Source organism: Streptomyces sp. NPDC052064 (assembly GCF_055585925.1).
On the sequence record NZ_JBVJJE010000015.1, the window covers coordinates 208,145 to 234,362 of the forward strand.

At 67.0% G+C, this 26,218-nt stretch carries 15 protein-coding genes and 3 pseudogenes; 7 read left to right on the top strand and 11 right to left on the bottom strand.

All coding sequences use genetic code 11. The features are described from left to right. Nucleotides 1-33: 33 nt before the first annotated feature. The 10 genes and pseudogenes from ACZ6TU_RS34435 to ACZ6TU_RS34480 form a co-directional block, all read right to left on the bottom strand. On the bottom strand, nt 34-1,347 hold the full coding sequence (locus tag ACZ6TU_RS34435; protein WP_467679790.1) for an RICIN domain-containing protein: 1,314 nt from the start codon (nt 1,345-1,347) through the stop codon (nt 34-36). 124 nt (nt 1,348-1,471) lie between these two features. Continuing rightward, a complete protein-coding gene (locus tag ACZ6TU_RS34440; RefSeq protein ID WP_467679792.1) occupies nt 1,472-3,403 on the bottom strand; it encodes a glycosyl hydrolase 53 family protein in 1,932 nt (643 codons plus the stop codon). Between the two features lie 186 nt (nt 3,404-3,589). Then, nucleotides 3,590-4,006 (bottom strand): annotated as a pseudogene (locus ACZ6TU_RS34445) (carbohydrate-binding protein); the annotation flags it as partial. A 633-nt stretch (nt 4,007-4,639) separates the two neighbouring features. After that, nucleotides 4,640-5,806 (bottom strand): annotated as a pseudogene (locus tag ACZ6TU_RS34450) (family 43 glycosylhydrolase); the annotation flags it as partial. Continuing rightward, nucleotides 5,796-7,145: a right-handed parallel beta-helix repeat-containing protein gene (locus ACZ6TU_RS34455; protein WP_467679794.1), complete on the bottom strand. Its 1,350-nt coding sequence runs from the start codon at nt 7,143-7,145 to the stop codon at nt 5,796-5,798. The pseudogene ACZ6TU_RS34450 and the gene ACZ6TU_RS34455, both read right to left, overlap by 11 nt. A 4-nt stretch (nt 7,146-7,149) precedes the next feature. Then, nucleotides 7,150-9,003: a rhamnogalacturonan lyase family protein gene (locus tag ACZ6TU_RS34460; RefSeq protein WP_469552795.1), complete on the bottom strand. Its 1,854-nt coding sequence runs from the start codon at nt 9,001-9,003 to the stop codon at nt 7,150-7,152. Nucleotides 9,004-9,101: 98 nt separating this feature from the next. Next, nucleotides 9,102-9,938 (bottom strand): carbohydrate ABC transporter permease, encoded by an 837-nt coding sequence (locus ACZ6TU_RS34465; protein WP_467679798.1) that lies wholly within the window; start codon nt 9,936-9,938, stop codon nt 9,102-9,104. Continuing rightward, nucleotides 9,928-10,944 carry a carbohydrate ABC transporter permease gene (locus tag ACZ6TU_RS34470; protein WP_467679799.1) on the bottom strand — a complete coding sequence of 339 codons (1,017 nt, stop codon included), beginning with the start codon at nt 10,942-10,944 and terminating at the stop codon, nt 9,928-9,930. Before ACZ6TU_RS34470 ends, ACZ6TU_RS34465 begins: the two co-directional genes overlap by 11 nt. After that, nucleotides 10,945-12,228 (bottom strand): ABC transporter substrate-binding protein, encoded by a 1,284-nt coding sequence (locus ACZ6TU_RS34475; RefSeq protein ID WP_467679801.1) that lies wholly within the window; start codon nt 12,226-12,228, stop codon nt 10,945-10,947. A 910-nt stretch (nt 12,229-13,138) separates the two neighbouring features. Then, nucleotides 13,139-13,513, bottom strand: coding sequence for a PaaX family transcriptional regulator C-terminal domain-containing protein (locus ACZ6TU_RS34480; protein WP_469552798.1), 375 nt, complete (start codon nt 13,511-13,513; stop codon nt 13,139-13,141). Between the two features lie 942 nt (nt 13,514-14,455). Here ACZ6TU_RS34480 and ACZ6TU_RS34485 point away from each other — a divergent pair. The 7 genes from ACZ6TU_RS34485 to ACZ6TU_RS34515 all read left to right on the top strand — a co-directional run bounded on the left by ACZ6TU_RS34485 (nt 14,456) and on the right by ACZ6TU_RS34515 (nt 25,826). Beyond that, the gene (locus ACZ6TU_RS34485) at nt 14,456-15,700 is read left to right on the top strand and encodes a glycoside hydrolase family 5 protein (protein WP_469552800.1); all 1,245 of its coding nucleotides are present in this window, start codon (nt 14,456-14,458) and stop codon (nt 15,698-15,700) included. A gap of 788 nt (nt 15,701-16,488) precedes the next feature. Next, nucleotides 16,489-17,784, top strand: coding sequence for an ABC transporter substrate-binding protein (locus ACZ6TU_RS34490; protein ID WP_469552802.1), 1,296 nt, complete (start codon nt 16,489-16,491; stop codon nt 17,782-17,784). Further along, complete coding sequence (locus tag ACZ6TU_RS34495; protein WP_469552804.1) at nt 17,781-18,755, top strand: carbohydrate ABC transporter permease; 975 nt, start codon at nt 17,781-17,783, stop codon at nt 18,753-18,755. The genes ACZ6TU_RS34490 and ACZ6TU_RS34495 overlap by 4 nt, the downstream gene beginning before the upstream one ends. Continuing rightward, on the top strand, nt 18,752-19,573 hold the full coding sequence (locus tag ACZ6TU_RS34500) for a carbohydrate ABC transporter permease (RefSeq protein ID WP_467679810.1): 822 nt from the start codon (nt 18,752-18,754) through the stop codon (nt 19,571-19,573). The genes ACZ6TU_RS34495 and ACZ6TU_RS34500 overlap by 4 nt, the downstream gene beginning before the upstream one ends. 24 nt (nt 19,574-19,597) lie before the next feature. Continuing rightward, nucleotides 19,598-21,850, top strand: coding sequence for an alpha-xylosidase (gene yicI / locus ACZ6TU_RS34505; RefSeq protein ID WP_469552806.1), 2,253 nt, complete (start codon nt 19,598-19,600; stop codon nt 21,848-21,850). Then, nucleotides 21,850-22,854, top strand: coding sequence for a LacI family DNA-binding transcriptional regulator (locus ACZ6TU_RS34510; protein ID WP_467679814.1), 1,005 nt, complete (start codon nt 21,850-21,852; stop codon nt 22,852-22,854). Before yicI ends, ACZ6TU_RS34510 begins: the two co-directional genes overlap by 1 nt. 32 nt (nt 22,855-22,886) lie before the next feature. Continuing rightward, nucleotides 22,887-25,826 (top strand): glycoside hydrolase family 3 C-terminal domain-containing protein, encoded by a 2,940-nt coding sequence (locus ACZ6TU_RS34515; protein ID WP_469552808.1) that lies wholly within the window; start codon nt 22,887-22,889, stop codon nt 25,824-25,826. 214 nt (nt 25,827-26,040) lie between these two features. Here the strand turns inward: ACZ6TU_RS34515 and ACZ6TU_RS34520 are convergent. Then, a pseudogene (locus tag ACZ6TU_RS34520) lies at nt 26,041-26,139 on the bottom strand (pirin family protein); the annotation flags it as partial. Nucleotides 26,140-26,218: the final 79 nt, after the last annotated feature.

Here is a 26,218-nt window from a genome sequence, read left to right on the forward strand (position 1 = left end):
TGTTGCCCGAGCGGTGCTCCGACAGGTCTCGGGTCAGACGCGGCGGCGGGTGAAGCGCTGGTTGGGGTTGCCGGTGTAGGTGTACTGGGAGATGCGGGCGCCGTCGGCGGTCGCGTACTCCCAGACATCCAACGCCAGGCCGGACTGCCGGTTGACGAGGCTGACCACGCCACCGCCGTGGTCGACCACGCGCCACTGCTGGCCGGTGGCGCCGGTGTCGGCCTGCTGGACGACGTCCGCGCCGTTCGCGGTGCCCGTGGGCTGGAGGAACAGGCCGCTGTGCAGCGCCTTGACGCGGACGTGGCCGTCGCCGACGGCGACGAACTCGAACTGCTGGTTGGGGCGACTGTTGGTGGTCCGCTGGACGAGCCCTGCGCCGGCGGTGGTGGAGGCCCCGTTGATCTCGGCGGCCTTGCCGCTGTGCTGGGCCAGGAGGATGTAGGGGCCCGGGCCGCTGGGTGATTCGCCCAGCTGAGCCTCCCACCTGGTGTTGGATCCGGACGCGTCAGCCGGGAGGCGGTCCCGTGCGGCGGTGTCGCCGTACATGGTCCAGCGGGCCCAGTCGACGACGGTCCTCGGGAAGCGCTGGTCGCTCCAGAAGCTGGTGTGGCTGCCGCCGACGAAGGTGAGGAACGCCTTGGGCCAGGTCATCTCCGAGTACGCCTGCCGGGCCGAGGAGTACTGCGTGGTCGAGTCCCGGTCGCCGTGCACGAACAGGACCTTGGCCGAGACCGAGCTGGACGGGTTGCCCATGTCCACGCAGGACTGAGGGTTGGCGGAGATGATCCGGCTGTCGGGCCAGGAGGTCAGCAGACCGTGGGTGACCATGCCGCCCAGGGAGTGGCCCGAGACGCCGACGCCGATGCCGGTGTTGATGTGCCCGGCCAGCGGTCCGCTCGCGTTGAGCGCGAGGGTGTTGGTGAGGATCTGCGAGACGTCCTTGGAGGTGTTGCCGTTGTTGACGTCGTTGAAGTTGTGGTTGAAGTGCGGGGCGGGGACGATGAAGCCCGCCGAGGCCAGGGCCCGGATGATGAACAGGGAGTTCTGCGGGCTGCTTCCGTAGCCGTGGGTCATGTTGTACACGGGGAAGACCCCGTTGGCGACCGGGGCGTCCGTCACCGGGTTGCCGCCGGCGGTGCCGGTGGCCGGGTAGTAGACGTAGGTGGTGCACGGGCGGCTGCCGCGGGTCCAGTTGTACCGGCGCACGCCGACCGCGAACGGCGTGGTCGGCGCCGTGTCCAGCGGCCCGGCGGCGGCCGGTGCCTGGCCTGCGCCGAGCAGGGACAGGCCCACGCCCGTCGCTCCGGCCGCGCTCATGCTGAGGAATGTCCGTCGTCGCATGGTCATGCGATGGCTCCTTGGGTGGGGGATGGGTGGAGCGTTGGGCGTTCCCAGTCGTTGCCTCGGACCGCGTGCCAGTGGAGTGCGGAACACCACGCGCAGCGCCGGCGCGACCGGGAGGCGATGGAAGCTATGAGGTGGTCGAGTCGTGTTCGCCGCGTTTGGGAACGACGTCGATGACCGCCGTGACCGGTCCTGTGCGGGTCGTCCCGGTGACTGTCACCTCACCCGGCCTGTCGGTCGCACCGGGTGGCAACGGCTGCCAGCGGACGGGGACACTGGTGATCGTGTTGTTGGCGGTGGTGAGCATGTGGATGGAGGAGGGCAGCTTCGGGGCGGCGCCCACCACAGTGGCGGTGTAGACGGTGTCCTGGAGGATGTGCTTGGCGCGGCTGGCGTTGAAGACGTTGATGGACGCGTGCGGCTCCCACGTGTTCGCCAGTCCGGGCACGGCCCGGAACATCGGCTGGTAGCCGGCCGGCTCCCACACCAGCACCCCTGAACCTTGGTTGTCGACCACGTCGTTGGCGGCCTGGAACACCCTCCGGATAGCGTCTGCCTGCCCCTGGATTGTTCGCGGGAAGGGTGAGTTGGGCAACGGCGAGCCCTCACCGCCCGAGGCGGGGTAGGCGGTTTCGGCGATGTCGATTTCGTAGCCGGGATAGGTGGTGGCCATGGTGTTCAGGTTGCGATCCAGCGCCTCGGGCGTACCGTGCCACTCCGGGTAGTACGAGATGGCCAGCACGTCAGGGTTCTGACCCTTTGCCTTCACCCGGGTGAGGAACTGGTGCCAGAACTCCATGGTTTTGGCGAGCTTGTCCTTGTCGACGATCACGTGTATCTCGACCTTGGATTTCGGTGACGCGTCGCGGACTGCCTTGATCCCGGCTGCGGCCAGGGTGGTGAACCGGTCCCACGACTGGTCGTAGAGCTGTCGCTCCACCGGGTCGGTTGACCGCCAGTACTTCCACAGCAGGCCACCGCCGGGCTTCGACTGGTAGACATCCGCCTGGTCGACGAAGTACGGCGGATTCGTCGTGCCGATGTGGGCCGCCTCGCTGCCGTACATGAAGCCATTGATGATCTCGTTGCCGACGGCCACCTTCTCCGGCGTGGTGCCCTGCCGGATCAACCGCTTCAGATAGTCGGCGGTGAAGCCGTACACGGCCTGGGACAGGTCCGCGAACTCCAGTTCGGCCCAGGCGCGTGGTTTTGGTTGCTTGCTCGGGTCCGCCCATGAGTCCGCGTAGTGGAAGTCGATCCCCAGGCCCATGCCCCGCTGCTTGATCCACTTCGCTGAGACCAGTGAGCGCTCCGGACCCTGGCGCGGTATCGGCGTCGGTTGACCGGTGCTCTCGCTGCGCGGCTCGTTCCATATCCGCAGCCGGGTGTGCTGCATGCCGCGGTCCTTGGCCACGTCGAGCAGGTGCGGCCCGGCGCCGCGGTCTTGGGCCAGGGGGTCGACCCAGTACTGCTGGTCCTGGACGTCGTCCACCCAGGACAGATCGGCGCCGAGGGTGAGGTCGTCGCGCAGGTAGTTGAAGACCTGGAGCTCGCTGACAGCAGCCCGGGCACGGTCCTGCCCACCTGCGAACACCAGCCGGACGAAGCGCGTTCCCGGCCGGGTGAACAGGTGCACCTCCCCTCTCGACACTGCTCGGTTGCGGGACCTGTCGGCGATGGTCTTCCACCGGCGACCGTCGGATGAGGCCTCGACGACGTACCGGTAGGCCACGCCGCGGTCCGGGAACATCACCTTGACCTTACGCAGGTTGTCGTAGGTACCACCGAGGTCGACGGTGAGCCACTGCCGGGCGCCGGCACGACCGGGCTGCCAGGACGTCGTCGGGTCTCCGTCGATGGCCAGTCCGGCGTTCGACGAGCCGTCGCTGCCTGTCGCCGAGGCCCAGTCCTTGGCAGCGATATTGCTTTCGATCGGCTTGATGTCCGCGGTTCCGAAGGTCGCATGGGCCGGCGTGGGCACCATGAGTAACGTCGCGGACACCATGGTGACCAACGTCGTCGTGCCCGCGATGACGCGGGGCAGCCGCTTGCTGCTCATGTCCTTCTCCTGACGATGTGACGTACTTGCGCCACGTGCTGTTTCGCACGCGGTCGGCTGTCGTTCTCATGTGGCATTGCTCGTTGCGCGGCGCACCGTGGTCACGCCGGTGCCGTGGTCTCAAGGACGCGACCCCGCACGCTCTGCCGGTCGAAGAGACCGGCAGAGCGTGGGATGTCAGCCGGTCGCGGCACCGACATCGAGGTAGTCGACGTTGGGCAGTCCGGCTGCCGTGGTCGGATCCAACCGGATGGTGTTGCTGCCGGCGTTCAGCGGGACGGTCACGGTCTTGGTCGACCACGTCGTCCACGCACCGGTGGACTCGAACGAAACCGTCCCCACCGTGGCTCCGTTGACGACCAGGTTCGCCGGCCTCGCACCGCTGGTGGAGCCATTGGCGAACCGGACCGCCACCGTCGCCGTACCAGCGGTCGCCGGGGTCACCGTGAACTGCGCGAAGGCCCCCGCAGCGGCAGTGCCGTTGCAGAACCCGCTACCGGAAAAGCCCGCTTGGTTCGAGTCGATCGTGCCCTGGCACACCGCCGGCGCGGTCTCCGCCTCGTATCGCTGTCCCGATGGCGCGTCGGCAGAGGTCTTGACCAGTGAGAGTTGGTCGACGGTGACGCCGCCCGAACCCGACGCCCGCACGGTGACGGTGGGGGCCCCGCTGGGCAGCGCTATGCCGGTGAGCTCGCGCTTGGCCCAGCCGCTCGACGACGGGATGCTGAGGGTGCGTTGGCTGCCGTTGGCGCCGGTGATCACGACCTGTCCGGCGCTACCCCGAGCGTGCAGGGACAGGGTGTAGGTGCCTGCGGGCACCGACGCGATCCGCTGCTCGACGCCGCCGCTGTTGCTCACCTGGAGGGCGAAGCGAGACCCGTTCACACCACCGTTGACGTTGGTCACCGAACCGCCGAGGTTCCGCCATCCCCGCACACTGGAGACGATGATGCGGTCAGCCTGGATGTCCGGGTTGAGGATGTAGTTGTTCGCCGGCCCGACACGCCACTCTCCGGTCGTGGCGTTGAACTGCCACTGGCTCACCGAGTGGAACTGCGGCCTCGCGCCGGTCTTGGTGATCGGCACCCACTGGTTGTACCCGATGCCGTTCCAGGCGAAGTCGGCCCAGCGGTCGCCGGCGTAGATCACCGTGTTCTGCTTGGTGCCGTTGACCGTCACGAAGAACCCGGTCTGGGTCACGTGGCTGTAGTCCATCTCGGTGCCGGGAAGGACGTACTCGCTGCTGTACGAGCCCTGAACGTTGCTGCTGGTCGACTCATTGACGTAGTTGACCGAGGTGTTCCAGCCGTGCAGGTCCGACGCCGCGTGGTAGTACTTGCCGTCGAGCTTGAACATGGCGTTGCCCTCGCGGCCGTCGCCGCGGCGGATCTCCACGCCTGGCTCGATCCGCAGCGAGTCGGACTCCCGGAACTTGGCCACGAAGCCGCGCGACCGTCCTTCGCGGTTGGAGAAGATCAGGTAGTCCTTGCCGTTGTCGTCGGTGAAGACGGTCTGATCCCCGGTGCCGGTCGTGGGCGAGTTGGTGATCTGGGTCTGGAAGTAGCCGTAGTCGAAGGTGTCGGTGGGTGAGTCGCCCTGCAGCAGCAGAACGCCGTGCCCGCCCCTGCCCGTGTGCCACATCTGCACGGCGAGCACGTACTTGCCGGTGTTCTCGTTGTACGAGACGCCGAGCCGCCCGACCCAGCCCGCACCACCCAGGTTGGCGCCGCTGCCCACGCCGGTGGAGCGCGTCGCGACCCGGTTCTCGAACTTCCAGTTCACCAGGTCCTTGGACGAGTACACGGGGATCGAGACGAAGCTGACGTTGCCGTCGTACTTTTTCGTCGGATTGGCCCGGTAGAGCTCGGCGCCGGTGTAGTGCACGCCGTACCAGTAGTAGGTGTCGCCGAACTTGAAGACCCCACCGCCCTGCGAATAAATGGGGTTGCCGCTGGTGTCGTTCCAGAAGGTGTTGTTCGTGATGGTCTGGAACGTGCCTTCGTCGGCGGCCTTCAGATCGGCGGCGGCGGTCATCAGTGCCGTCTTCGCGGCGGCGACGTCCGTTGTGGTGGCCGACGTGTCGTCGGCGACATCGGCGGCGGTGGTCAACGCCTTGGCGAAGGGTTTCCAGGAGTCAGCCGTGTACTTCGACGGAGTGCGTGTCCGGTAGTCGGACACCAGGTGCTTGAGCCCGCGATCCACCACCGGCCCAGCAGCGGCATCCTGGTCTTGGAGCGCCGTTGCCGATGTCCTCGTTGCCGATGTCTCCGTTGCGGGTGTCTCCGCCGCAGCGGTGCTCGCCGAGAGCGGTGCCGCTAACGCCACGGACAACAATGCGGCGGCGGCCAGCTTCCAGTACTTCGAAACGACACGCGATCTTTGCCTCAAGATGTCACCTTCCATCACTCTCAAAGGCGCCGAGGTCCGGCGCACTTCCGCTGAAGGGCAGTCCCACGTCGGTGCCCTTGTCGATCAGGGCACTGTTCGCCGCGAGACGGAGGTGGGGCAGCACGGGCAGGCTCCCGTCGGTCTGGCGGGGCGCGTCCCAGTCGGACGTCGACACACTCCGGAACTGGGAGTCCGACAGGGGGACGCCGAGGTTCCAGGAGTTGTACGCGGCGTTCGTGCCGGTCATGTACGACGTCGGCGTTCCGCTGTAGGCGATGTTGTTGCGCAGGTTGCCCCGGCCGACAGCGGCGCCGCTCGAGTCGACGCCACGCATGTTGAAGTTGGGGTGGTTTCCGTAGCCGGTGTTGTTGAGGAAGTCGTTGGCCACCGGGTGGTGGTTGGCGTAGAAGCCGGCCGCCTTGTTGAGGAACGCGACCGAGGAGCGGACGGTGTGCTTCGGCGCGTTGGCTTCGTAGTCGCCCCCGTAGCCGCCCGACTTGAAGCCGGCTCCGTTGCCGGAGGGTGTCGTCGTCCCCGGCACGTACCCGTTGCGCCAGGCCCACGAGTTCTCGATGGTCACGGGCGAGTAGGTGGAGATGAGGTCGAACCCGTCATCGGCGTTCCACCACGCGCGGCAACCCTGGAACACGTTCGCGGCGCGGCCGGCCGGTGTGTAATGCGAACCGAACCCGTCGGCGTTCTCGCCGGGCCCGTCATTGCTGCGCAGGTCGTAGTTGTCGTGCGAGTCCGAGTTGAGGACGAGGTTGCCGCCCCCGCCGTTGATGAACAGGCCTGTGCCCATGTGGTGGTGGGTGTTGATCTGCTCGAAGATGCCGTTGCTGCCGGAGATCCAGATGCCCCAGGACTCGGCGTTCCGGTTGTTGTTCTGCGGAACGCCCTTGACTTCCAGTCCTTTGAGGTGGATCCAGCTGCCGATGACGTTGAAGCCCTTGATACGGCAGTTGTCCGTCATCCGCGAGAAGTCGAAGACCGGTTTCTCGCCCGGCTGGGCCCAGTACCGGATCGGGTTGCCCGAACTGCCGCTCTTGTTCAGGGTGATCGCGTCGACTTTGGCGGTCTGGCTCGAACAGGCGCTGTTCGCACGGGTGTAGGTGTAGGTGCCGCCCCGGAAATACACCGTGTCACCCGCCTTGGCGACGGCTTGCGCACGGGCGATCGATGCCCACGGGGCGGCCTGCGTGCCCGCCGCGCCGTCATTCCCGTTCGGGGCGACGTAATAGATGTTTCCGGCCGCCGCATCGCTCGCGGACGCCGAGCCGGGGGCCATCGCGACGGAGCTCGCCGTGACCACGGAGAGCAGGAGGGCACGGGTGACGGACTTCGCGGTTCTCACAGCGTCATCTCCCGGAGTAGGTGATGTTCGGCCGGGGTGGCCGGGTCATGTCGGCACCGAGGAAGTAGTCGACGTGGTGGGACTGCATGTATCCCTTGAGCGTCATGGCGTTGCGGTAGGCGGGGTTGTGCGCGAGCGTGTACAGCCGTGTGCTCGTCGGGTGATCGGTGGTGAAGATGATCAGCTGGTTGTGGCTCGCGTTGGTGTACACGGCTTCCTCACGCCAGTCGCCGAGGATGTCGCCGTAGAAGGTGGGCTGGACGTCCTGGCTCGCGTCGACCGCTCCGTAGTTCGAGGTGGTGAGCAGCCGTGCCAGGCTGTTGCTGGGCTTGGGGTTGTTCGGGTTCCACTTCTCGAACTTGCCGTCGTTGAGCAGTTCCATGGTGATGTCGCCGTCCCACCACAGGCCCAGTTGCGGCCAGGGACGCAGCGAGGTGTTCGGTTCGGTGAGGCGGTTGGCGGGTGCGTTGTAGAGGCCTGAGAAGGACCAGACCTCCATCCCGGGGAACCGCGGGTCGATGTCGCCGGCCATGCCGCGTCCCACGTCGGCGGTGCCGGACGCGGTGTGTCGCCAGATGATGGAGCCGTTGGCCGCGTCGTAGTAGTACTCGCGCAGACCGCTGGGGTTGTCCTGCTGGACGCCGTAGCCCTGCAGGCCTGGCCGGTTGGGGTCCATCTTCGCGATGTGGAAGCGGTCGCCGTGGATGACGCCCGCGGGGCCCAGGGAGTACCGCAGGGTGCCGTCGCCGTTGAGTACGAAGCCTATCTCGGCGACCTCGTCGGTCCCGTCGCCGTTGACGTCGATGACGCGGGTGTTGTGCCCGTCGGGTGTGTTCTGGTTGCCGCGCAGCCACTTCCACTGCTGGGTCAGGGACTGGCCGGTGAACTGCCAGGCGCCCATCATGAGGTTGAACGCCCCGTTGCCCCTCCGGTTCTTCATGAAGGCGACCAGACTGGGCCGGGAACCGTCGAGGTGGCCCACACCGAACCGGGCGTACATCGGGCCGTCCGCCAGGTAGTCCGTCGGCACGGGAGCGGTCGCGCGGGGCGCCCCGGTCATGCCGTCGAGAATCGCGATGAACTGGCGGTTGTTGTCGCTGTGGGTGAAGGTGGTGCCGTTGCCGAAGCGAACACCGTTGGCGATCCGCACGGCGACCTCGGCGCGGCCGTCGCTGTCGAAGTCGTAGACGGTCACGCCGTCGTTGTGGCCGACGTCGATGGTGGACGATCCGCCTTCGATGTTGTTCTGGTTGGTGCTGTTCGGGCCCATGTTCACCGACCAGAGGAGCTGCCCGTCGCGCCGGTAGGCCTCGAGTGTCTGCGGGGATGTCTGGCGGTCCAGGACGAAGTCGTACTCACCGTCGCCGTCGAGGTCGCCGACCCAGACGAACTTCACCGGGCCACCGGCGCGCAGCGGTACGCGGACGGCCGGCTCGACGGCGTGGTTGGCGGTCAGGGTGAAGGCGCCGCTCGGTGGCTGCTCCGCGCCGTTGATCACGGGCCGTACCCGGTAGCTGTTCGACCGGGTCAAGTCGGCCGTCGAGTCGGTGAAGTTGGTGCCTCCGGTCAGGACCGCGGAGTTGAGCTTGACCTCCTGGCCTGAGGCGGTGGACCGGTAGACGTTGAACCCGATGCCGTCCGGGTCGAGTCCCAGCAGCCGCCAGGAGACGAGAACACTGGTGTTGCTCGACCGCACGGCCACGACGCCGCGGCCGAGGTTCTCCATCGGTCTGGGGGTCGCTGCCGCGACGCCGTCCGTCGGCGTCGCGGCACGCGCGTCGACTGCGAGCGTCGTGGCCGCGACCGACAGGAGTACGGCTGTGCACCCGGCTAACGAGACCTTGATGGACTGTTTCATGGATCCTCCCGTGCAGGGGCAGGGCTCGTGCCTGCCTGAAGAACTCAGCGCAGGTGCGAGGACTGCGCGTCGAAAGGTGGGACCACGCGCGTGCTTCTTCAGAACTTCATGGCGCCGGCGGCCAGGTTGGCGATGAAGTGGCGCGAGCCGATCAGGAAGACCCCGATCAGCGGGATCACCGACATGAGCGCTCCGGCGATGACCATCGACTGGTCGGTGGTGTAGACGCCGTTCAGCTGCTGCACGGCCACCTGCAGCGTCACCTTGCCCGGGTCGGTCATCACGATCAGTGGCCACAGGTAGTCGTTCCAGATGTGGAAGAAGGTGAAGATCCCCAGGAACGCCAGCCCCGGGCGAAGCACCGGCAGCCCCACTGTCCACCACTGGCGGAAGAACCCGGCCCCGTCGACCCTCGACGCCTGGATCAGCTCGTCGGCGATCGCCCCCTGCGCGTACTGGCGCATCCAGAAGATCCCGAACGCGTTGGCCGCACCGGGGATGATCAGCGCCTTGAGCGAGCCGGCCCAGCCGAGCCAGGCCAGGGTGACGAACTGCGGCACCAGCGCCAGCTGCATCGGAATCATGAAGGTGGCCAGCACGATCCAGAACAGCACCCTCCGCCCGGGGAAGTCGTACTTGGCGAAGGCGAAGGCGGCCAGCGAGTCGAAGAGCAGCACCAGGAACGTCACGGTTGTGGCGGCCACGACGGTGATGCCCATCGACCCCCAGAAGTCGATCCCGTCGAACACCTTGTTCATGTTCTCCCACAGGTGGGGGCCGGGGATCAGCTTGGGCGGGTAGGCGAAGATGTCCCCGGTGGTGTTCGAGGCCATCACGAGCATCCAGTAGAACGGGAAGATCGTGATCAGCGCGCCCAGCAGGAGCACGGCGTGGCCCACGATCGTCCGCGACCTGGCGGCCGTCTCAGCGCGCACGGGACTTCCCCTTCCGCTTGCCGGTGCCGATCGCGTCCTCGTCACGGCCGCCGATCAGCCGCCAGTTGATGACGGAGAACACCGCGATCAGGAGGAACAGCGCCCAGCCGACGGCCGCGCCGTAGCCGAACCGGTTGAAGATGAACGCCTGCTGGTACAGGTAGAGCACGATGGTGGTGGCCTCGCCGCCGGGCCCGCCGACGTTCCCGTTGTCGTCCACCGGGAACAGCACCTGCGGCTCGGTGAACAGTTGCAGCCCGCCGATGGTGGAGGTGACGGCGACGAACAGGATCACCGGGCGGAGCATCGGGATGGTGATCCGGAAGAAGGTCTGGCGGTTGCCGGCGCCGTCGACCTTGGCCGCGTCGAAGACGTCGCTGGAGATGGCCTGCAGGCCGGCCAGGCAGATGATGGCGTTGTAGCCGACCCACCGCCAGGTGGTGATCGCCGCCACGGAGGCCTTCATCGCCCACGGGTCGGACAGCCAGCCGACCTCGCCGGCGTTGATCGCCCGCAGCGCGCTGTTGAACAGCCCGGAGCTGTCGCTGAAGACCGAGCCGAGCACCAGGGTCATCGCCACGATCGAGGTGATGTTCGGGACGAAGTAGGCCACCCGGTAGAACGCCTTGAACCGCACGGCGGTGTGCAGCGCGTAGGCGATGACCAGCGCCAGAAAGATCATCGGGACGGTGGACAGGAGCCAGATGATCAGGGTGTTGCCGATCGACTGCCAGAAGTCGGAGTCGGTCACCAGGTACGCGTAGTTCTCCCAGCCGATCGACCGCATCTCTCCGATGCCGTCCCACGACATGAACGACAGGTAGATGGAGAAGCCGACCGGGAAGATGCCGAAGACGGCGAAGAGGATGAAGAACGGGGACACCGCCGCGTACATCGGCCAGTAGCGGCGCCAGCCGGGCAGCGGTCTGGACCCGTCCGGCGGCGGCTTCGCGGCGCTCCCGCGCGGCTCGACGGTCTTCCCGCGCAGCGCATCGGCGAGGCCCATTCAGATCGCCCCCTCGCGGGTCAGCTCGCGCTCGATGGTGTCCTGGGCGTCCCTCCATGCCGTGTCCACGTTCTTGCCGGACTCCACGTTGGCGAGCTCGGCGGCGAAGACGGGGTCCATCACCCGGTCGTACGGGCTCTTGTAGACGGTCCTGACCCGCCGCGCCGACGGGCCGAACACCTCGATGGTGCGCTGCCCGCCGTAGAAGGGCCGGGGCTCGCGCATCTCCGGCCTGGTGAAGGAGCGCGGGGAGGACGGGAACAGCGACATCTCCGTGAACGCCTTGACCTGGTTCTCCGGAGACTGCAGCCAGGTGATGAACTTGTAGGCCGCCTCGGGGTTCTTGGAGTACTTGGTGATCGCCAGGAACGAGCCGCCGACGTTGCCGGCACCGCCGGGCGGGTCGGCCACCCGCCACTCGCCCTCGGTCTTCGGCGCGGCCGACTCCGGAAAGGCGGAGCCCCACCACACCGCGCCGATGCCGACCGGCTGGCGGCCGCTGGTGACCACGCCGTACAAGTCGGTGGAGCCCTCCGGGGCGCCGGCCGACAGGCCGTCCCTGCCGATCCTGTAGGCCAGTTCGAACGCCTCGCGCAGCTCGTCCCGGTCGCCGATGTACCGGCCGTCCTCGGTCATGAACTTGCTGGCCAGCTGGCCCAGCCGGATGCTCCAGACGTGGCGGATGTTGGGGCAGATCACCGCGCGCTCCCGGGACTTCCGCAGCTCCTTGCCCAGGGCGATGAAGCCGTCCCAGTCCGGGGCGCGGGCGGCCAGCTCCTTCGGGTCGGTGGTGATCCCGGCTTCCTGAAGCAGGTCGGCGCGGTAGAACAGCCCGGTGGGGCCGGTGTCCATGGGGAACGCGATCATCCGGCCCTCGGGCGTGACGCACTCGTTCCACTTCCAGTCCAGGTACCGGCTCTTCAGCTCGGCCGCGCCGAAGTCGTTCAGGTCGACGAACACGTCCTGGTTGGGGAAGTAGGTGGCCACGTCGGAGTTGATGCCGATGATGTCCGGCACCAGGGACTTGCCGGCGAGCGCGGTACGCACCTTGGTGTTGAAGTGGCCGCCGATGTTGGTGCGGCTGAGTCTGAAGCCCTCGGCCCCGGGAATGCCCTTCGTCTCGGCCCGGGCGACCAGCTCGTCGCTCACCGACCGGTCCCAGGTCCACAGCGTGATCTCATCCGAGTCGCCGAGCGAGCGCTGCGACCCGCAGCCGGCCAGCCCGAACCCTCCGGCGGCCGCTCCGGCGCCCAGCGCCAGAAGCCGTCTTCGTGACACTGCCATGGGCGCGTGAACCACCTTCCGAGTGAGCGGCCCACCCTTTGATCGCTCCGGTGGTGACCGAACAGACATCGCGAACGGCTGCTCCGGCTGAACAGGGGTCGGCCTTCTTGAGGCTGCTCAGCGTTGCCGCCGACGCGCTGCACACATCGCTGCCCAGGAGCGGCGGTGCGGCCATCACGGCCCGCGGGACGAAGTGGCTGCGCAGCTCCGTGTCCGTCAGGCCGGGGCGGCCGACCTCCGAGATGCCCCGGCCGTCGAAGCCCCCGGGCCAGGCGTAGGACGACAGGGGGACGTTCACGTCGATGATGTTCCGCACGCCCATCGCTCTGCTGCCGTCGCTCCCGGTCATCCACCGTTTCGTTATCCACGCGAACGCAGCCACCTGGTCGTTGATGATGCCCTTGGGCGAGCACCAGTCGTACTTGAGGCAGTCCAGGCCCCAGGCGGCGAACTGGCGGGCGTCCTGCGCGTGCCCGGGCTGCGTTGGCCATCGGGCAGGTGTTGAAGTACGGCACGCAGGTCTTGTCCGCCGGCACCGCGCAGATGCCGGACTCCAGTCCCTTGCTGTGCAGCTAGCCGCCGAGGGCTCCGACTCGCACGCTGGCCCGGGAACCACCGCAACCGGCGAGCTGACAAGCCGTAACTCACGCATGGAGATGCCTCCCGTCACCACTGATGCGGAGGTACAAGGGCCCGAGGCGGCGAGGGGCGACGCATTTGCGATCTGTTCGTTGCGCTGCCACCAACTGGGAGCGCTCCCACACCGTTTCGAGTAACAGAAAGAGTCGCGACCGGACTTTCATCTGTCAATCTCTGGGACCCAATCCCTCTGAACTCAGGGTCGGACCGTCGGGTCGTCAGCCGTGGCTGTGACCGATACCAGCACTCATGCCGGCGATCGTATGGGCACTCATGTCGAGGGTGGACCGTCCGCGGACCGGGCCGCCACCGACCGGACGTGTTCCTGGGCCGGGTGGGCCAGACCGTCGTACACCGCGACGCACACTTCCCTCGCCCGGGACCGAGGCCAGTCGGCCGGCAGCAGATCGATGGGCAACAGGGGGTCCAGCACCGGGAAGTGGCGGTAGGTGTTCATCATCTCGGTGCGGGCACGCACCGCCGCGGCACCGGTGACTTCACCAGCGCTGACACGGGGCAGCAGGCCGCTCCACCGCCGGATGAAGATCTCGTACTGGCCGGCGATGCCGGACAGGTCCCACGCCTCGACCGGGTTGCGGTTGGCCTCCGTTTCGAGATCCACCTGCCGCGCGCGGAACACACTCACCGACCCCAGCGCCAATCGGCCGGTCAGCGATCAAGGTGACCGCCAAACCCGCTGGTGAACCGCCTGCCTGCCAGCGCGGCAACCGCATCGAACTGGTGCCGTCGCCGGAGAAGATGTCATCCAGGTGGGACAGGTTCGCCAAGGTCTGCTCCGACGCGTCGAATACGGCGGTCCCACTGTAAGACCCGGCCCAACGACCGGACGTGACCCGGGCGTCGGCTGTCGCCACCCTGTCCGCCGATGTCTCCGACGACCACCTCACGCCCGGGAACCACACACCCGAACATCACCTGACTGACCTCGCTGAGTAACAGCGCTATGCCCGGTCGGACGCTGCAGTGAAGCATACTTCCGAGTAACAGAGGGATCCCGCCTGCCGCCCTGGCGGCGAGTGCCACGGACGGTCCGCCGTCCTTGCGTCAACGGGGCGGCGGACCGTCTGGGCCGGAGGTGGCCGGCGATGCACAGGCCGCCACGCAGCACACGGGCAGGACGTAATCGTCCTGCCTGACCTGCAAGAACGCACTGAATCACCGACACTCCCCATGTGCTGGCACCAAGTCAGGTGAAGCCGGTGGCCAGGGCGCCACACCCACACGGTGACGTGGAGCTTCACAAGCCCGGCAATCGGCCGTGACCGCGCCATGCCCCTGTTCCGGTCCCGGGGGCACACTGTGCACGTTCACACTAGTTCGGGCACGACACTTGCCACGAACTCCAGCATGCGCTTACATCGGCAAGTGCTTGACCGTGTACATTCACGGGCTTGATGCGGGGCCACGCTTCGAAAGAGGCCAGCGGCCGCCGAACTGCTCCGCCCATGCGCCAGCGCTTCCCACCCATGATCATCGGGGCGTACGACTATGTCATGACCACCGCCGCCGCGCCCCGGGCGGGTGGATCTGCCTGGTTTTGGCGTCCCTCAAAACTGAAGGAGAGAAAATGCCCATGGTTTCACGATTGGGGAAGATCAGAGCCATCTTCCTTGCCGTCATGTTGGCGGCTGCCGCATCTGTGTACGGCTTGACGAATCAGGCATCGGCCAACACCGTGGCACAGCCGAACGCTTCGCAGATTGTGGCCGATATGGGAGCGGGATGGAATCTGGGGAACCAGCTGGAAGCCAACGCCAACGGATACCCCAGCGAAACGGCATGGGGCCAGCCGGCCGTTACGCAAGCCCTCATCGACAAGGTGAAGGCGGCAGGATTCAAAACGATCCGGATCCCGGTCTCCTATTTGAGATACATAGGGCCCGGACCGGATTACACGATAAACCCTTCCTGGCTGAACAGAATTCAGGAAGTCGTTAACTACGCCTACAACCGAGGCCTGTATGTGATGATCAACATGCATGGCGACGGCTACAAAACCATCAACGGTTCCTGGCTCATCTGTGACTCATCCTCTCAGGCAACGATCAAGGCCAAATATCAGAAAGTTTGGCAACAAATCGCGTACAAGTTCAAAAATTACGACCAGCGCCTGATTCTCGAATCCATGAACGAGGAGTTTGACGGGCAATACGGTCGCCCGACCCAACCGTGCTACTCCAACATAAACAGTTACAATCAGATCTTCGTGGACACCGTGAGGAAGACCGGCGGAAACAACAGTTCACGATGGCTGCTTGTTCCCGGCTGGAACACGAACATCGATTACACCGCCGGAAATTACGGCTTCGTACTTCCGACCGACCAATATCGATCCCCCTCCATTCCCAGCAATGAACGGAGAATCATGATTTCCGTTCATCACTACAGTCCGTGGGACTTCGCCGGGGAGGAAAGCGGTACCATCACGCAGTGGGGGCGAGCGGCGACCAATCCATCCAGGACGTCGAGCTGGGGGCAGGAGGATTACCTCGATTCCCAGTTGAAAAAAATGTACGACACGTTCGTCACGAAAGGGTACCCGGTAGTAGTCGGCGAATACGGTGCGATCGACAAGTCGGCGTTCGATTCGTCGAACAATAGGTATCGCGCGGACTTCGCACGTGCCGTCGCGGCCACTGCAAAGAAATACGGGGCAGCCGCCGTTTACTGGGACAATGGAGAAAACGGACAGTACGGATTCGGGCTATTCAACCGACGTTCCTATGTGGTGACCCAGCAGGGCATTGTTGATGCCATCATGAGCGGCGTTCGTAGCGCTGCGGGCAGCCCGGGCCTGCCGTCAGGCACATAGCAAGGCCAGAAACTCGATGACGGGTACGTCCTCCATTCCGGTGGGGATTGGCGCGGTCACCCTTGCCACCACCACATACGGTGGCCAGGGCTGAATCGTCACTCAAACTCCGGCGCCTGGACGATCCGCAATGCCAGGACACGACGGTTCTTTCTCACCTCGATCGTGCATGAGCCCCCGTCGGTTTCCCGACGGGGGCTCTGTGTTTGTGCGGTGCGGTCGACATCGGCACGCTGCGGGCCGAGCCGACTCGACTGTGTTCGCCCCCCCCGGTGCGCTCGTGAACACCGGCCGCCGCCGCTGCCTCCGCCTGCCCGCACGTTGGCCGGGACCGGCGTCATCACCCACGCACTCGACTGACTCCACGCCCTGCCGCACCCCGGCTGACCAGCAGTGGTTCGCCCCACCCGGACCGCTGGACGCCACCACGCCGGCCCCCTGCCCCGACCACCGGCCAGAGAAGGGGAGGCGCCACACCCGGCCAACCCCCAACTACTCTGCTGTGCCGCGCGTATCGGCCTCGTGGCGTTCGCGTGCTGGATCACGTCTGCTGAAGGACACCGCGTCCGACCAGCCGAACACCCGTCCCAATTCCGACGCACCCCATTGACGCACTCACAGCCCCCCACATACCTTCGCCCGTCGAAGCGCTTCGACGTCGCGCATCGAAACGATTCGATGAACCCTGCGTGACGACCCCCACGACGAGCGTGACAAGCACGGCCGGTGAGCGTGACAAGCACGACTCACCGGGGCAGCGAGCCATCCGACTCCCCTGGAGGCACTGGATGTTGACGGCACGAAGGCGTGCGATGGCGATGACGGCGGCCGCCCTGAGCGGAACGCTGCTCCTGGCCTCCTGCGGCGACTCGGACAGTGGTGGATCAGACGGCAAGACGCTGAGGCTGTGGCACTACGAAGGTCCGGACAGCGCGATGGGCGTGGCCTGGAACGCGGCCATCAAGGAGTTCGAGAAGACGCATCCGGGCGTCAAGGTGAAGTTCGAGGAGAAGGGCTTCGAACAGATCCAGAAAACCGCCCCGATGGTCCTCAACTCGGGCGACGCACCCGACCTCATGGAGTACAACAAGGGCAACGCGACGGCGGGTCTCCTCTCCAAGCAGGGGCTTCTCACCGATCTGTCCGCCGAGGCCACCAAGCGCGGCTGGGACAAGAAGCTCAGCTCCGGGGTGCGGACGACCAGCCAGTACGACGCCAACGGCGTGATGGGTTCCGGGAAGTGGTACGGGATCCCCAACTACGCCGAGTACACGATGGTGTTCTACAACAAGGACCTCTTCAAGAAGTACAAGATCCCGGAACCCACCACGTTCGACGAACTCACCGCTGCCATGGACAAGTTCGTCGACGAGGGCATCACCCCGCTGGCCAACGCGGGCGCCGAGTACATGGCCGGCCAGTACCTCTACCAGCTCGCGCTGTCGAAGGCCGACCGCGCGTGGGTCGACTCGTACCAGCTCTACCAGGGCAAGACCGACTTCCACGACGCCGCCTGGACGTACGGCGCCGAGACCTTCGCGGACTGGGTGAAGAAGGGCTACATCAGCAAGAAGTCCAGCGGTACGAAGGCGGAGGACGCCGGAGTCTCCTTCATCCAGGGCAAGAGCCCGATCCTGTTCTCCGGCAGCTGGTGGTACGGCCGGTTCGCCGCGGAGAACAAGTTCGACTGGGGCACCTTCCTCTGGCCTGACTCGAACATGACCCTCGGTTCCGGCGGCAACCTCTGGGTCGTCCCCAAGGGCGCCAAGAACAAGGAGCTGGCCTACGACTTCATCGACATCACCATGTCGAAGAAGATCCAGAACCTGCTCGGCGACAAGGGCGGCGTCCCGGTGGCGGCCGATCCCGCCGCCATCACCGACCCGCAGGCCAAGAGTCTCATCGCCGACTTCAACACGCTCTCCGAGCGGGACGGCCTGGCCTTCTATCCCGACTGGCCCGTCGCCGGCTTCTACGACGTCCTCGTCTCCGAGACACAGAAGCTGATCACAGGAAGCGCGAAACCGGACGCCTACCTAGACGCCGTGCAGGAGGCATACGACAAGGGCGCACCGAAGACATGACGGTCACCGTCGAGCGGGGAGAACGGGGCGGCCGGGTCGCCAGGAAGCACCAGCACGCGAAGAACCCGCGCCGCCCCCGCGACTCGTACACCCTGTTCCTGCTCCCCGGCATTCTCGCCTTCTTCGCGATCATCATCGTGCCGTTCCTGACGAACACGGGCGTGAGCTTCACCGACTGGCAGGGCGTCGGCACTCCGAAGTGGACCGGGCTCGCCAACTACCGGGAACTGATGGGCGATTCGGAGTTCTGGGCGTCCTTCCGGCACAGCCTCTTCATGGTCCTGGCGATGGCGATCGTGCCGACGACACTCGGCCTCGCCCTCGCGGCCGCCCTGTTCGACTTCGTCGGCAAGCACTACGGAACGAAGACGGCCGCCGTGCTCCGCGCCTGCTTCTACCTCCCGCAGGTGCTGCCCATCGCGGTCGCGGGCATCGTGTGGAGCTGGATCCTCGCGCCCGAGAACGGCTCGCTGAACGAGCTCCTGAAGGCCGTCGGCCTCGGCAGCCTCCAGCAGGACTGGCTCGGCGACCCCGACTTCGCGCTCTACAGCGTGATGGGCGTGATGGTGTGGGTGCAGATCGGCTTCCCGCTCGTCATCTTCATGGCGGCGCTGCAACGCGTCGATCCGCAGCTGTACGAGGCCGCCGAACTGGACGGCGCCGGCTGGTGGCGAAGGTTCTGGCACATCACGCTGCCGCAGATCAGGCCCGAGATCTACGTCGTCCTCCTCTGGTGCACGATCGCCGCGCTCAAGGTCTTCGGCGCGGTGTACGTCCTCACCAAGGGCGGCCCGGGCGGCGCGACCAATGTCCCCTCCTACTTCTCCTTCACCACCTTCTTCGAGAAGACGCAGGTCGGCTACGGGGCCGCGATCTCGACCGTGCTGACCGTGATCATCCTTGTCCTCGCCCTCGTGGGGCTGAAGCTCCAGACCCGTGCCGAGGACGCCGAGGAAGGGCTCCGAGTATGACCGCCGTACGCCGCCATCCCGTCCTCGTCGCCCTGATCATCGGGGCCCTGTTCATGGTCCTGCCCTTCCTGATCGTCACGGTCAACGCGGTGAAGTCGCCCGCCGAGTACTCGGCGAACGGCCCGCTCAGCCTCCCCGAGGGCCTCTACCTGGACGGCCTGAGGGACTTCTGGGAGCGCGTCGACTTCGGACAGAAACTGATCAACTCCGTACTGATCAGCGGCAGCGTGGCCCTCCTGGCCGTCGTGCTGTCCGTGCTCAACGCGTACGCGATCGGCATCGGCCGCATCAAGGGCCGCACCTGGGTGCTCGCCTTCTTCGTCCTGGCGAACATGCTGCCGCAGGAGGCGCTGGTCTACCCGGTCTACTACCTGAGCAAGGAAGCCGGCCTGTACGACACCAGGTTGAGCGTGATCATCGTCTTCACGGTGATCCAGGCGGCCTTCGGTACGTATCTCCTGTCCGCCGTCCTCGGCCAGTTCCCGCGCGAGATCATCGAGGCCGCGCGGATCGACGGGGCCAACAAGTGGCAGGTGCTGTGGCGGATCGTGGTCCCCGTCAGCCGTCCGACCATCGGCGTGCTGCTGGTCTTCTTCTTCATCTGGACCTGGAACGAGTTCCTGCTGCCGCTGGTCATGCTGATCTCCAACGACAACCAGACCGTGTCGGTGGCGCTCGGCGTGCTCCAGGGCCAGCGCCTGATGGACGCCACGATGACGAACGCGGCCGCCCTGCTGGGTGTGCTGCCCGCCATCGTCTTCTTCCTCGTCTTCCAGCGGACCCTCACCCGCGGTATCGCCGTGGGTGCCGTCAAGTAGCGCAGTCAAGTAAGGGGTACGGGAGTGAAGTTCACCGATGGCTACTGGCTGCTTCGCGAGGGCGTGACCGCGGCTCACCCGGTCGAGGTCCTCGATGTGACCGACGGGGCAGGCGCCCTGGAGATCCATGCGCCGACCCAGCCCATCCGCCACCGCGGCGACCTGCTGAAGGGACCGGTCGTGACGATCAGCGCGCACGCGCCGATGCCGGACGTCATCGGCGTCACGTTCACCCACTTCGAGGGCGAGGAGCCGCACGGGCCCCAGTTCGAGCTCACGAAGGAGGAGTTCACGGCGCACACCGGGTACGACGAGGAGTCCGCGACCCTCACCGCGGGCGCCCTGTCCGTGAGAGTGAGCCGCACCGGCCCCTGGCACGTCGACTTCCTCGCGGACGGCCGCACCCTCACCTCCAGCGGCCCCAAGGGCATGGGCATCATGCGGGACGCCGGCACCGGCGGCCACTATCTGCGGGAGCAGCTGAACCTCGGTGTGGGTACGCAGGTTTTCGGGCTCGGCGAGCGCTTCGGGCCACTCGTCAAGAACGGCCAGGTCGTCGACATGTGGAACGCCGACGGGGGCACGGCCACGGAACAGGCGTACAAGAACGTGCCGTTCTATCTGACGGACGCGGGCTACGGCGTGTTCGTCGACCATCCCGGCCGGGTGTCGTTCGAGGTCGGCTCGGAGGCGGTGTCCCGGGTCCAGTTCAGCGCCGAGACACAGCAGTTGACGTACTACGTCATCTACGGCCCGACCCCGAAGGACATCCTGCGCAAGTACACGGCGCTCACCGGCCGCCCGGCGCTGCCGCCCGCATGGTCGTTCGGGCTGTGGCTGTCGACGTCGTTCACCACCTCGTACGACGAGACCACCGTCAGCTCCTTCATCAAGGGCATGGAGGAACGCGAACTCCCGCTCTCCGTCTTCCACTTCGACTGCTTCTGGATGCGCGAGTTCAACTGGTGCGACTTCGAATGGGACCCACGGGTCTTCCCGGACCCGGAGGGAATGCTGGCCCGCCTCAAACAGCGCGGGCTGCACATCTCCGTGTGGATCAACCCGTACATCGCGCAGCGCTCACCACTCTTCGCGGAGGGCAAGGCCCTCGGGCATCTGCTGAAGAGGCCGGACGGCGGTGTCTGGCAGTGGGACCTGTGGCAGCCGGGGATGGCGCTCGTCGACTTCACCAGTGAGGCCGCCCGTGACTGGTACGCGTCGAAGCTGGAGGCTCTGCTCGCGCAGGGCGTCGACTGTTTCAAGACCGACTTCGGGGAGCGGGTCCCGGTCGACGTCGCGTACGCGAACGGCGGCGACCCCGAGCGGATGCACAACTACTACTCGTACCTGTACAACCGCACGGTCTTCGACGTGCTGCGCAAGCACCGCGGTGAGGAGGAGGCGGTCGTCTTCGCCCGCTCGGCGACCGCCGGCAGCCAGAAGTTCCCCGTGCACTGGGGCGGTGACTGCGAGGCGACGTACACGTCGATGGCCGAGTCGCTGCGCGGCGGGCTCTCCCTCGGCCTGTCCGGCTTCGGCTACTGGAGCCATGACATCGGCGGCTTCGAGGGCACGCCGACACCCGCCCTCTTCAAACGGTGGATCGCCTTCGGACTGCTGTCCTCGCACAGCCGCCTGCACGGCAGCTCCTCCTACCGCGTGCCGTGGCTCTTCGACGAGGAGGCCGTGGACGTCCTGCGCCTCTTCACCAAGCTGAAGCTGCGCCTCATGCCGTATCTGTACGAGGCTGCCCGCACCGCGCACACCGAGGGCGTGCCGATGATGCGCGCGATGGTCCTGGAGTTCCCGGACGACCCCGGGTGCGCGCACCTGGAGCGGCAGTACATGCTCGGCTCCGATCTGCTGGTCGCGCCCGTGTTCTCCGACGAGGGAGACGTCTCGTACTACGTCCCCGAGGGCACCTGGACGCACTTCCTCAGCGGACAGCCGGTGACCGGGCCGCGCTGGGTGCGCGAGAAGCACGGATTCTCCAGCGTGCCGCTACTCGTCAGGCCCGGTGCGGTGATCCCGGTGGGAGCCGTGGACGACCGGCCCGACTACGCGTATGCGGACGGGGTCACCCTGCACGCGTACGGGCTCGACCGCGGCGTCCAGGTGACGGTGCCGGTGGGAGACGTGACCTTCACCGTCGTCCGCGAAGGGGACACACTGCGGGCTTCCTGCAGCGACCCCTCGGCGCCCTGGGGGCTGGCCTCGGGCGGGCGTGAGGTGCGGGCCAAGACCGGTACCGGATTCCTGACGGTGGAGCTCGGCTGATGGTCAAGATCACTGATGTGGCCCGGCACGCCGGGGTCTCCCCCAGCACCGTCTCGTACGCGCTGAGCGGCAAGCGCCCGATCTCCAAGGAGACCCGGCGGCGCATCGAGGAGTCCATTCTTCAGCTCGGCTACCGTCCGCACGCCGGGGCCCGCGCCCTGGCGAGCAGCAAGTCGAACGTGCTGGCGCTGGTGATCCCTTTACGGGCCGGCATCCACGTACCGGTCGTCATGCAGTTCGCGGTGTCCGTGGTGACCGCCGCCCGTCAGTACGACCACGACGTGCTGCTGCTGACGCAGGAGGAGGGCGATGCGGGGCTGCGGCGGGTCGCGGACACCGCGCTGGTCGACGCCCTGATCGTGATGGACGTCCAGCTCCACGACCCCCGGCTGCCGTTGCTGCGCGCCCTGGACCGGCCCTCTGTGCTGATCGGCTTCCCTCAGGAGCCGAATGGGCTGACCTGCATCGACCTGGACTTCAGGGCGGCGGGTGAGCTGTGCGTCGAGCATCTGGCCGGGCTCGGGCACCGGGTGATCGGACTCGTGGGGTCGCCGCCCGAGGTGTACGTACGGGAGACCGGGTTCGCACAGCGGGTGGTCCAGGGCTTCACCGCCGCGGCCCATCGGAACGGGCTGTCCTCCTCGGTCCACCCGTGCGAGGCGGCGCCCGCCGGGGCCCGGCAGGTCGCGGAGCAACTCCTTCGGGATATGCCCGCGTTGACGGGTGTGGTGGTGCACAACGAGCCGATCCTGGAGCCGCTGATCGACGCGTTCGAAGGGCTCGGCCTAAGGGTCCCGGGAGACCTGTCGGTCACGGCGATCTGCCCGGACGAACTGGCCGAGCGTGCCCGCGTCCCCGTCACCTCGGTCGCCATACCGTCCGCCGAGGTGGGCGCCGGGGCGGTGGACCTGCTGATGAAGAAACTCGGGGGCGGCTCCGCACCGGAGGCGACTCTGCTGTCGCCGCAGCTGACTGTGCGGGCCAGCACGATGCCCCGCCCCTGACCTCGCAAGGCCCTAGGAGAAGGAGCCGTGACATGAAAGGCAAGAGAAGCCAGAGAAGCAGGAGAAGACCGAGAGCCGCGCTCGTCCTGGCCCTGGCCCTGATCGCCGGCCTCGGAGCCACCGCGCCGGCGGCCGCCGGCGAGCCCTCGTACCCCTTCCGTAATCCTCAGCTCCCCCTCAGCTCACGAGTGAACGACCTCCTCGCCCGCCTCACCCTCGACGAGAAGATCTCTCTGCTCCACCAGTACCAGCCCGCGATCCCCCGCCTCGGCATCCAGTCGTTCAAGACCGGCACAGAGGCCCTGCACGGCGTCGCCTGGCTCGGCGAGACCACCGTCTTCCCGCAGGCCGTGGGCCTCGCGTCGACCTGGGACCCGGCGCTGATGAAGCAGGTCGGCTCGGCGGTGGGCGACGAGGCGCGCGGCTTCCAGCAGGAGCGCCCGCCCGGCTGGAGCCTCAACCTGTGGGCCCCGGTGGTCAATCCGCTGCGCGACCCGCGCTGGGGCCGCAACGAGGAGGGCTACTCCGAGGACCCGTACCTGACGAGTTCGATGGCGACCGCGTACGGCACCGGTCTGACCGGCGGCGACCCCGACCACCTCAAGACGGCGCCCACGCTGAAGCACTTCCTCGGCAACAACAACGAGGTGGACCGCACCACCACCTCGTCCGACCTGCGCCCGCGCGTCCTCAAGGAGTACGAGGAGCAGGCCTTCAGACCGGCGATCGAGGCGGACGCGGCGACCGGCGTGATGTCCTCGTACAACCTGGTCAACGGCCGCCCGGCGACGGTCAATCCGGCGCTGGACGACGACGTGCGCACCTGGACCTCCCACGATCTCCTGAACGTCACCGACGCCTACGCGCCCAACAACCTGATCGGGACCGGCAGTCAGAAGTACTACGACACCCTGTCCGAGGGGAACGCGGCCACGCTGAAGGCGGGTATCGACAGCTTCACGACGAACGACACGAACTCCCAACCCACGACGAGCGCCGTCACGTCGGCTGTGTCGTCCGGCCTGCTGAAGGAGTCGGACGTCGACACGGCGGTCGGGCACATCCTGAGCATCCGCGTCCGGCTCGGTGAATTCGACCCGGGCGGCGGGAAGTACGGCTCCATCGACAAGTCCGTCATCAACAGCCCGGCCCATCAGAAGCTGGCCCGGAAGGCGGCGGCCAATGCGACGGTGCTGCTGAAGAACTCGGGCGGCACCCTGCCCCTGAAGGCCTCGGCGTCCCAGGACGTGGCGGTCGTCGGCCCGCTCGCCGACACCCTCTACACCGACTGGTACTCGGGCACACCCCCGTACGCCGTCACGCCCGCCGAGGGCATCTCCGCCAAGCTCGGCGCTCCCGTGACCAGCAGCGAGGGCGTGGACCGGATCGCGCTCAAGAACGCGGAGACCGGAGAGTACGTGACGGCGGGCACGGACGCCGACGGCGAGGCCTTGCGGGAGAGCGCCGCCTCGTCCGGTACGGCAGCCACCCGGTTCGACGTCTTCGACTGGGGCGCGGGCATCGTGACGCTGCGCTCGGCCGCGAACGCCAAGTACGTCGGCGCCAAGGGATCGAACTTCGTCAACGACCAGGTACAGCCCGGCGGTTGGTTCGTGCAGCAGCAGTTCGCGCTGGAGGAGCAGGCCGACGGCACCCACCTGCTGCGGTACGCGGGCTACGAGACCAGGGAGCCCTGGTGGTCCAGCCCGGTCTACCTCGGCCCGACCGGCCCCGACGGCACCCTCGGCCTGGTCACCAAGGAGGAGGCCGCGCACTACACCAAGGACGTCGTCCGCAGCGGCACGGAGGAGGCCGTGGCGGCGGTGAAGGGCAAGGACGCGGCGGTCGTGGTGGTCGGGTCCATGCCCGCGATCAACGGCCGCGAGAACGACGACCGTGAGGACATGAGCCTGGCTCCGTCCCAGGAAGCCCTGGTCAAGGCGGTGCGCGCGGCCAACCCGAAGACGGTCGTGGTCGTCGAGAACAGCTACCCGACCACCCTCGGCGCCCTCCAGAAGGAGGTCCCGGCGCTCCTCTGGACCACCCACGCGGGCCAGGAGACCGGCAACGCCCTCGCCGACGTCCTCTTCGGCGACGTGAACCCGGCCGGACGGCTCACCCAGACCTGGTACGAGTCGGAGGCCGACCTCCCCTCCATCCTGGAGTACGACAACATCAAGTACGACCGCACGTACCAGTACTTCAAGGGCGACCCGCTCTACGAGTTCGGCTACGGGCTCTCGTACTCCTCGTTCCGCTACGGGGAGTTGAAGCGCTTCGACGGCGGATACGAGGTCGCCGTCACCAACACCGGCAGGCGCGCCGGGGACGAGGTCGTGCAGCTCTACACCCATCAGCGGGTCTCACGCGACAAGCAGCCGCTGAAACAGCTGGAGGCCTTCCAGCGGGTCTCGCTCAAGCCGGGCCAGACGAAGACCGTCAAGCTGGAACTCACCACGAAGGACCTCGCGCACTGGGACGTCACCCGCTCCAAGTGGGTGGTCGAGAGCGGCACGTACGACGTCCTCGTGGGCGCGTCCTCCAAGGACATCCGCTCCCGTACGTCCCTGAAGGCGCGCGGCGAGACGATCCCGGCCCGGGATCTCTCACGGGTGACCCGCGCCGAGAACTTCGACGACTACGAAGGTGTCCGGTTGGTCGACGAGTCGAAGGTCCGGGGAACCTCGGTCGGGGCTTCCACGGACGGGGCCTGGCTCAAGTTCGCCGATGCCCAACTCGGCTACGGCTCCACGAAGTTCAGTGCGCGGGTGGCCGGAGCGGCCGGCAAGGTCGAGATACGGCTCGGCTCGCCGACCGGCACACTCGTCGCTACGGCGACGGCGTCCGGCACGGGGTCGGTCTACACGTACGAGACGGTGAACGCCTCCCTGTCCGCCGCCGCGAAGGGACGCCAGGACGTGTACCTCGTGCTGAGCGAGGGCCAGAGATTGTCGACGTTCTCGCTGCGCTGACCCGGACGGCGAACCGCCGCCCCGCCACGCGACACGCGACCCCGCGGCCCGGGGCGTCGAAAGGACGCCCCGGGTGGCACCTCACCTCAGCACTCCGGTGGGCACACACGATCCCGAGGGTGCGGGCTGATCGTCCTTCTGGTCGGTACGTGCGCCTGTGCGTTGCGCAGAGTCGGTTTCATGAGGTGCAGCACCCGAGCACCGTCTCCCCAGGTCAGCGCACGTGCCCTCGCGGTTTCAAAGGCACGGACGGCAGCTCCGCGGCCGGCAGCGGAGCACCGTCGTACCCCTGCACCTCGCCTAGGAGCTGTCCGGGCGATCATGTGACCGCCTCGTGCCCGGGTCGTTGTGGTGGGCATGGGGCGGGGCGATCTGACAGATGACGAGTGGGA

Bases quoted from the DNA above. Each gene is read 5' to 3' on its own strand.
- ACZ6TU_RS34475 (WP_467679801.1), bottom strand. From the start codon at position 12,228: ATGGCAGTGTCACGAAGACGGCTTCTGGCGCTGGGCGCCGGAGCGGCC.
- ACZ6TU_RS34490 (WP_469552802.1), top strand. From the start codon at position 16,489: ATGTTGACGGCACGAAGGCGTGCGATGGCGATGACGGCGGCCGCCCTG.
- ACZ6TU_RS34500 (WP_467679810.1), top strand. From the start codon at position 18,752: ATGACCGCCGTACGCCGCCATCCCGTCCTCGTCGCCCTGATCATCGGG.
- ACZ6TU_RS34515 (WP_469552808.1), top strand. From the start codon at position 22,887: ATGAAAGGCAAGAGAAGCCAGAGAAGCAGGAGAAGACCGAGAGCCGCG.
- ACZ6TU_RS34460 (WP_469552795.1), bottom strand. From the start codon at position 9,003: ATGAAACAGTCCATCAAGGTCTCGTTAGCCGGGTGCACAGCCGTACTC.
- ACZ6TU_RS34495 (WP_469552804.1), top strand. From the start codon at position 17,781: ATGACGGTCACCGTCGAGCGGGGAGAACGGGGCGGCCGGGTCGCCAGG.
- ACZ6TU_RS34435 (WP_467679790.1), bottom strand. From the start codon at position 1,347: ATGACCATGCGACGACGGACATTCCTCAGCATGAGCGCGGCCGGAGCG.
- ACZ6TU_RS34510 (WP_467679814.1), top strand. From the start codon at position 21,850: ATGGTCAAGATCACTGATGTGGCCCGGCACGCCGGGGTCTCCCCCAGC.
- ACZ6TU_RS34485 (WP_469552800.1), top strand. From the start codon at position 14,456: ATGCCCATGGTTTCACGATTGGGGAAGATCAGAGCCATCTTCCTTGCC.
- ACZ6TU_RS34470 (WP_467679799.1), bottom strand. From the start codon at position 10,944: ATGGGCCTCGCCGATGCGCTGCGCGGGAAGACCGTCGAGCCGCGCGGG.
- ACZ6TU_RS34440 (WP_467679792.1), bottom strand. From the start codon at position 3,403: ATGAGCAGCAAGCGGCTGCCCCGCGTCATCGCGGGCACGACGACGTTG.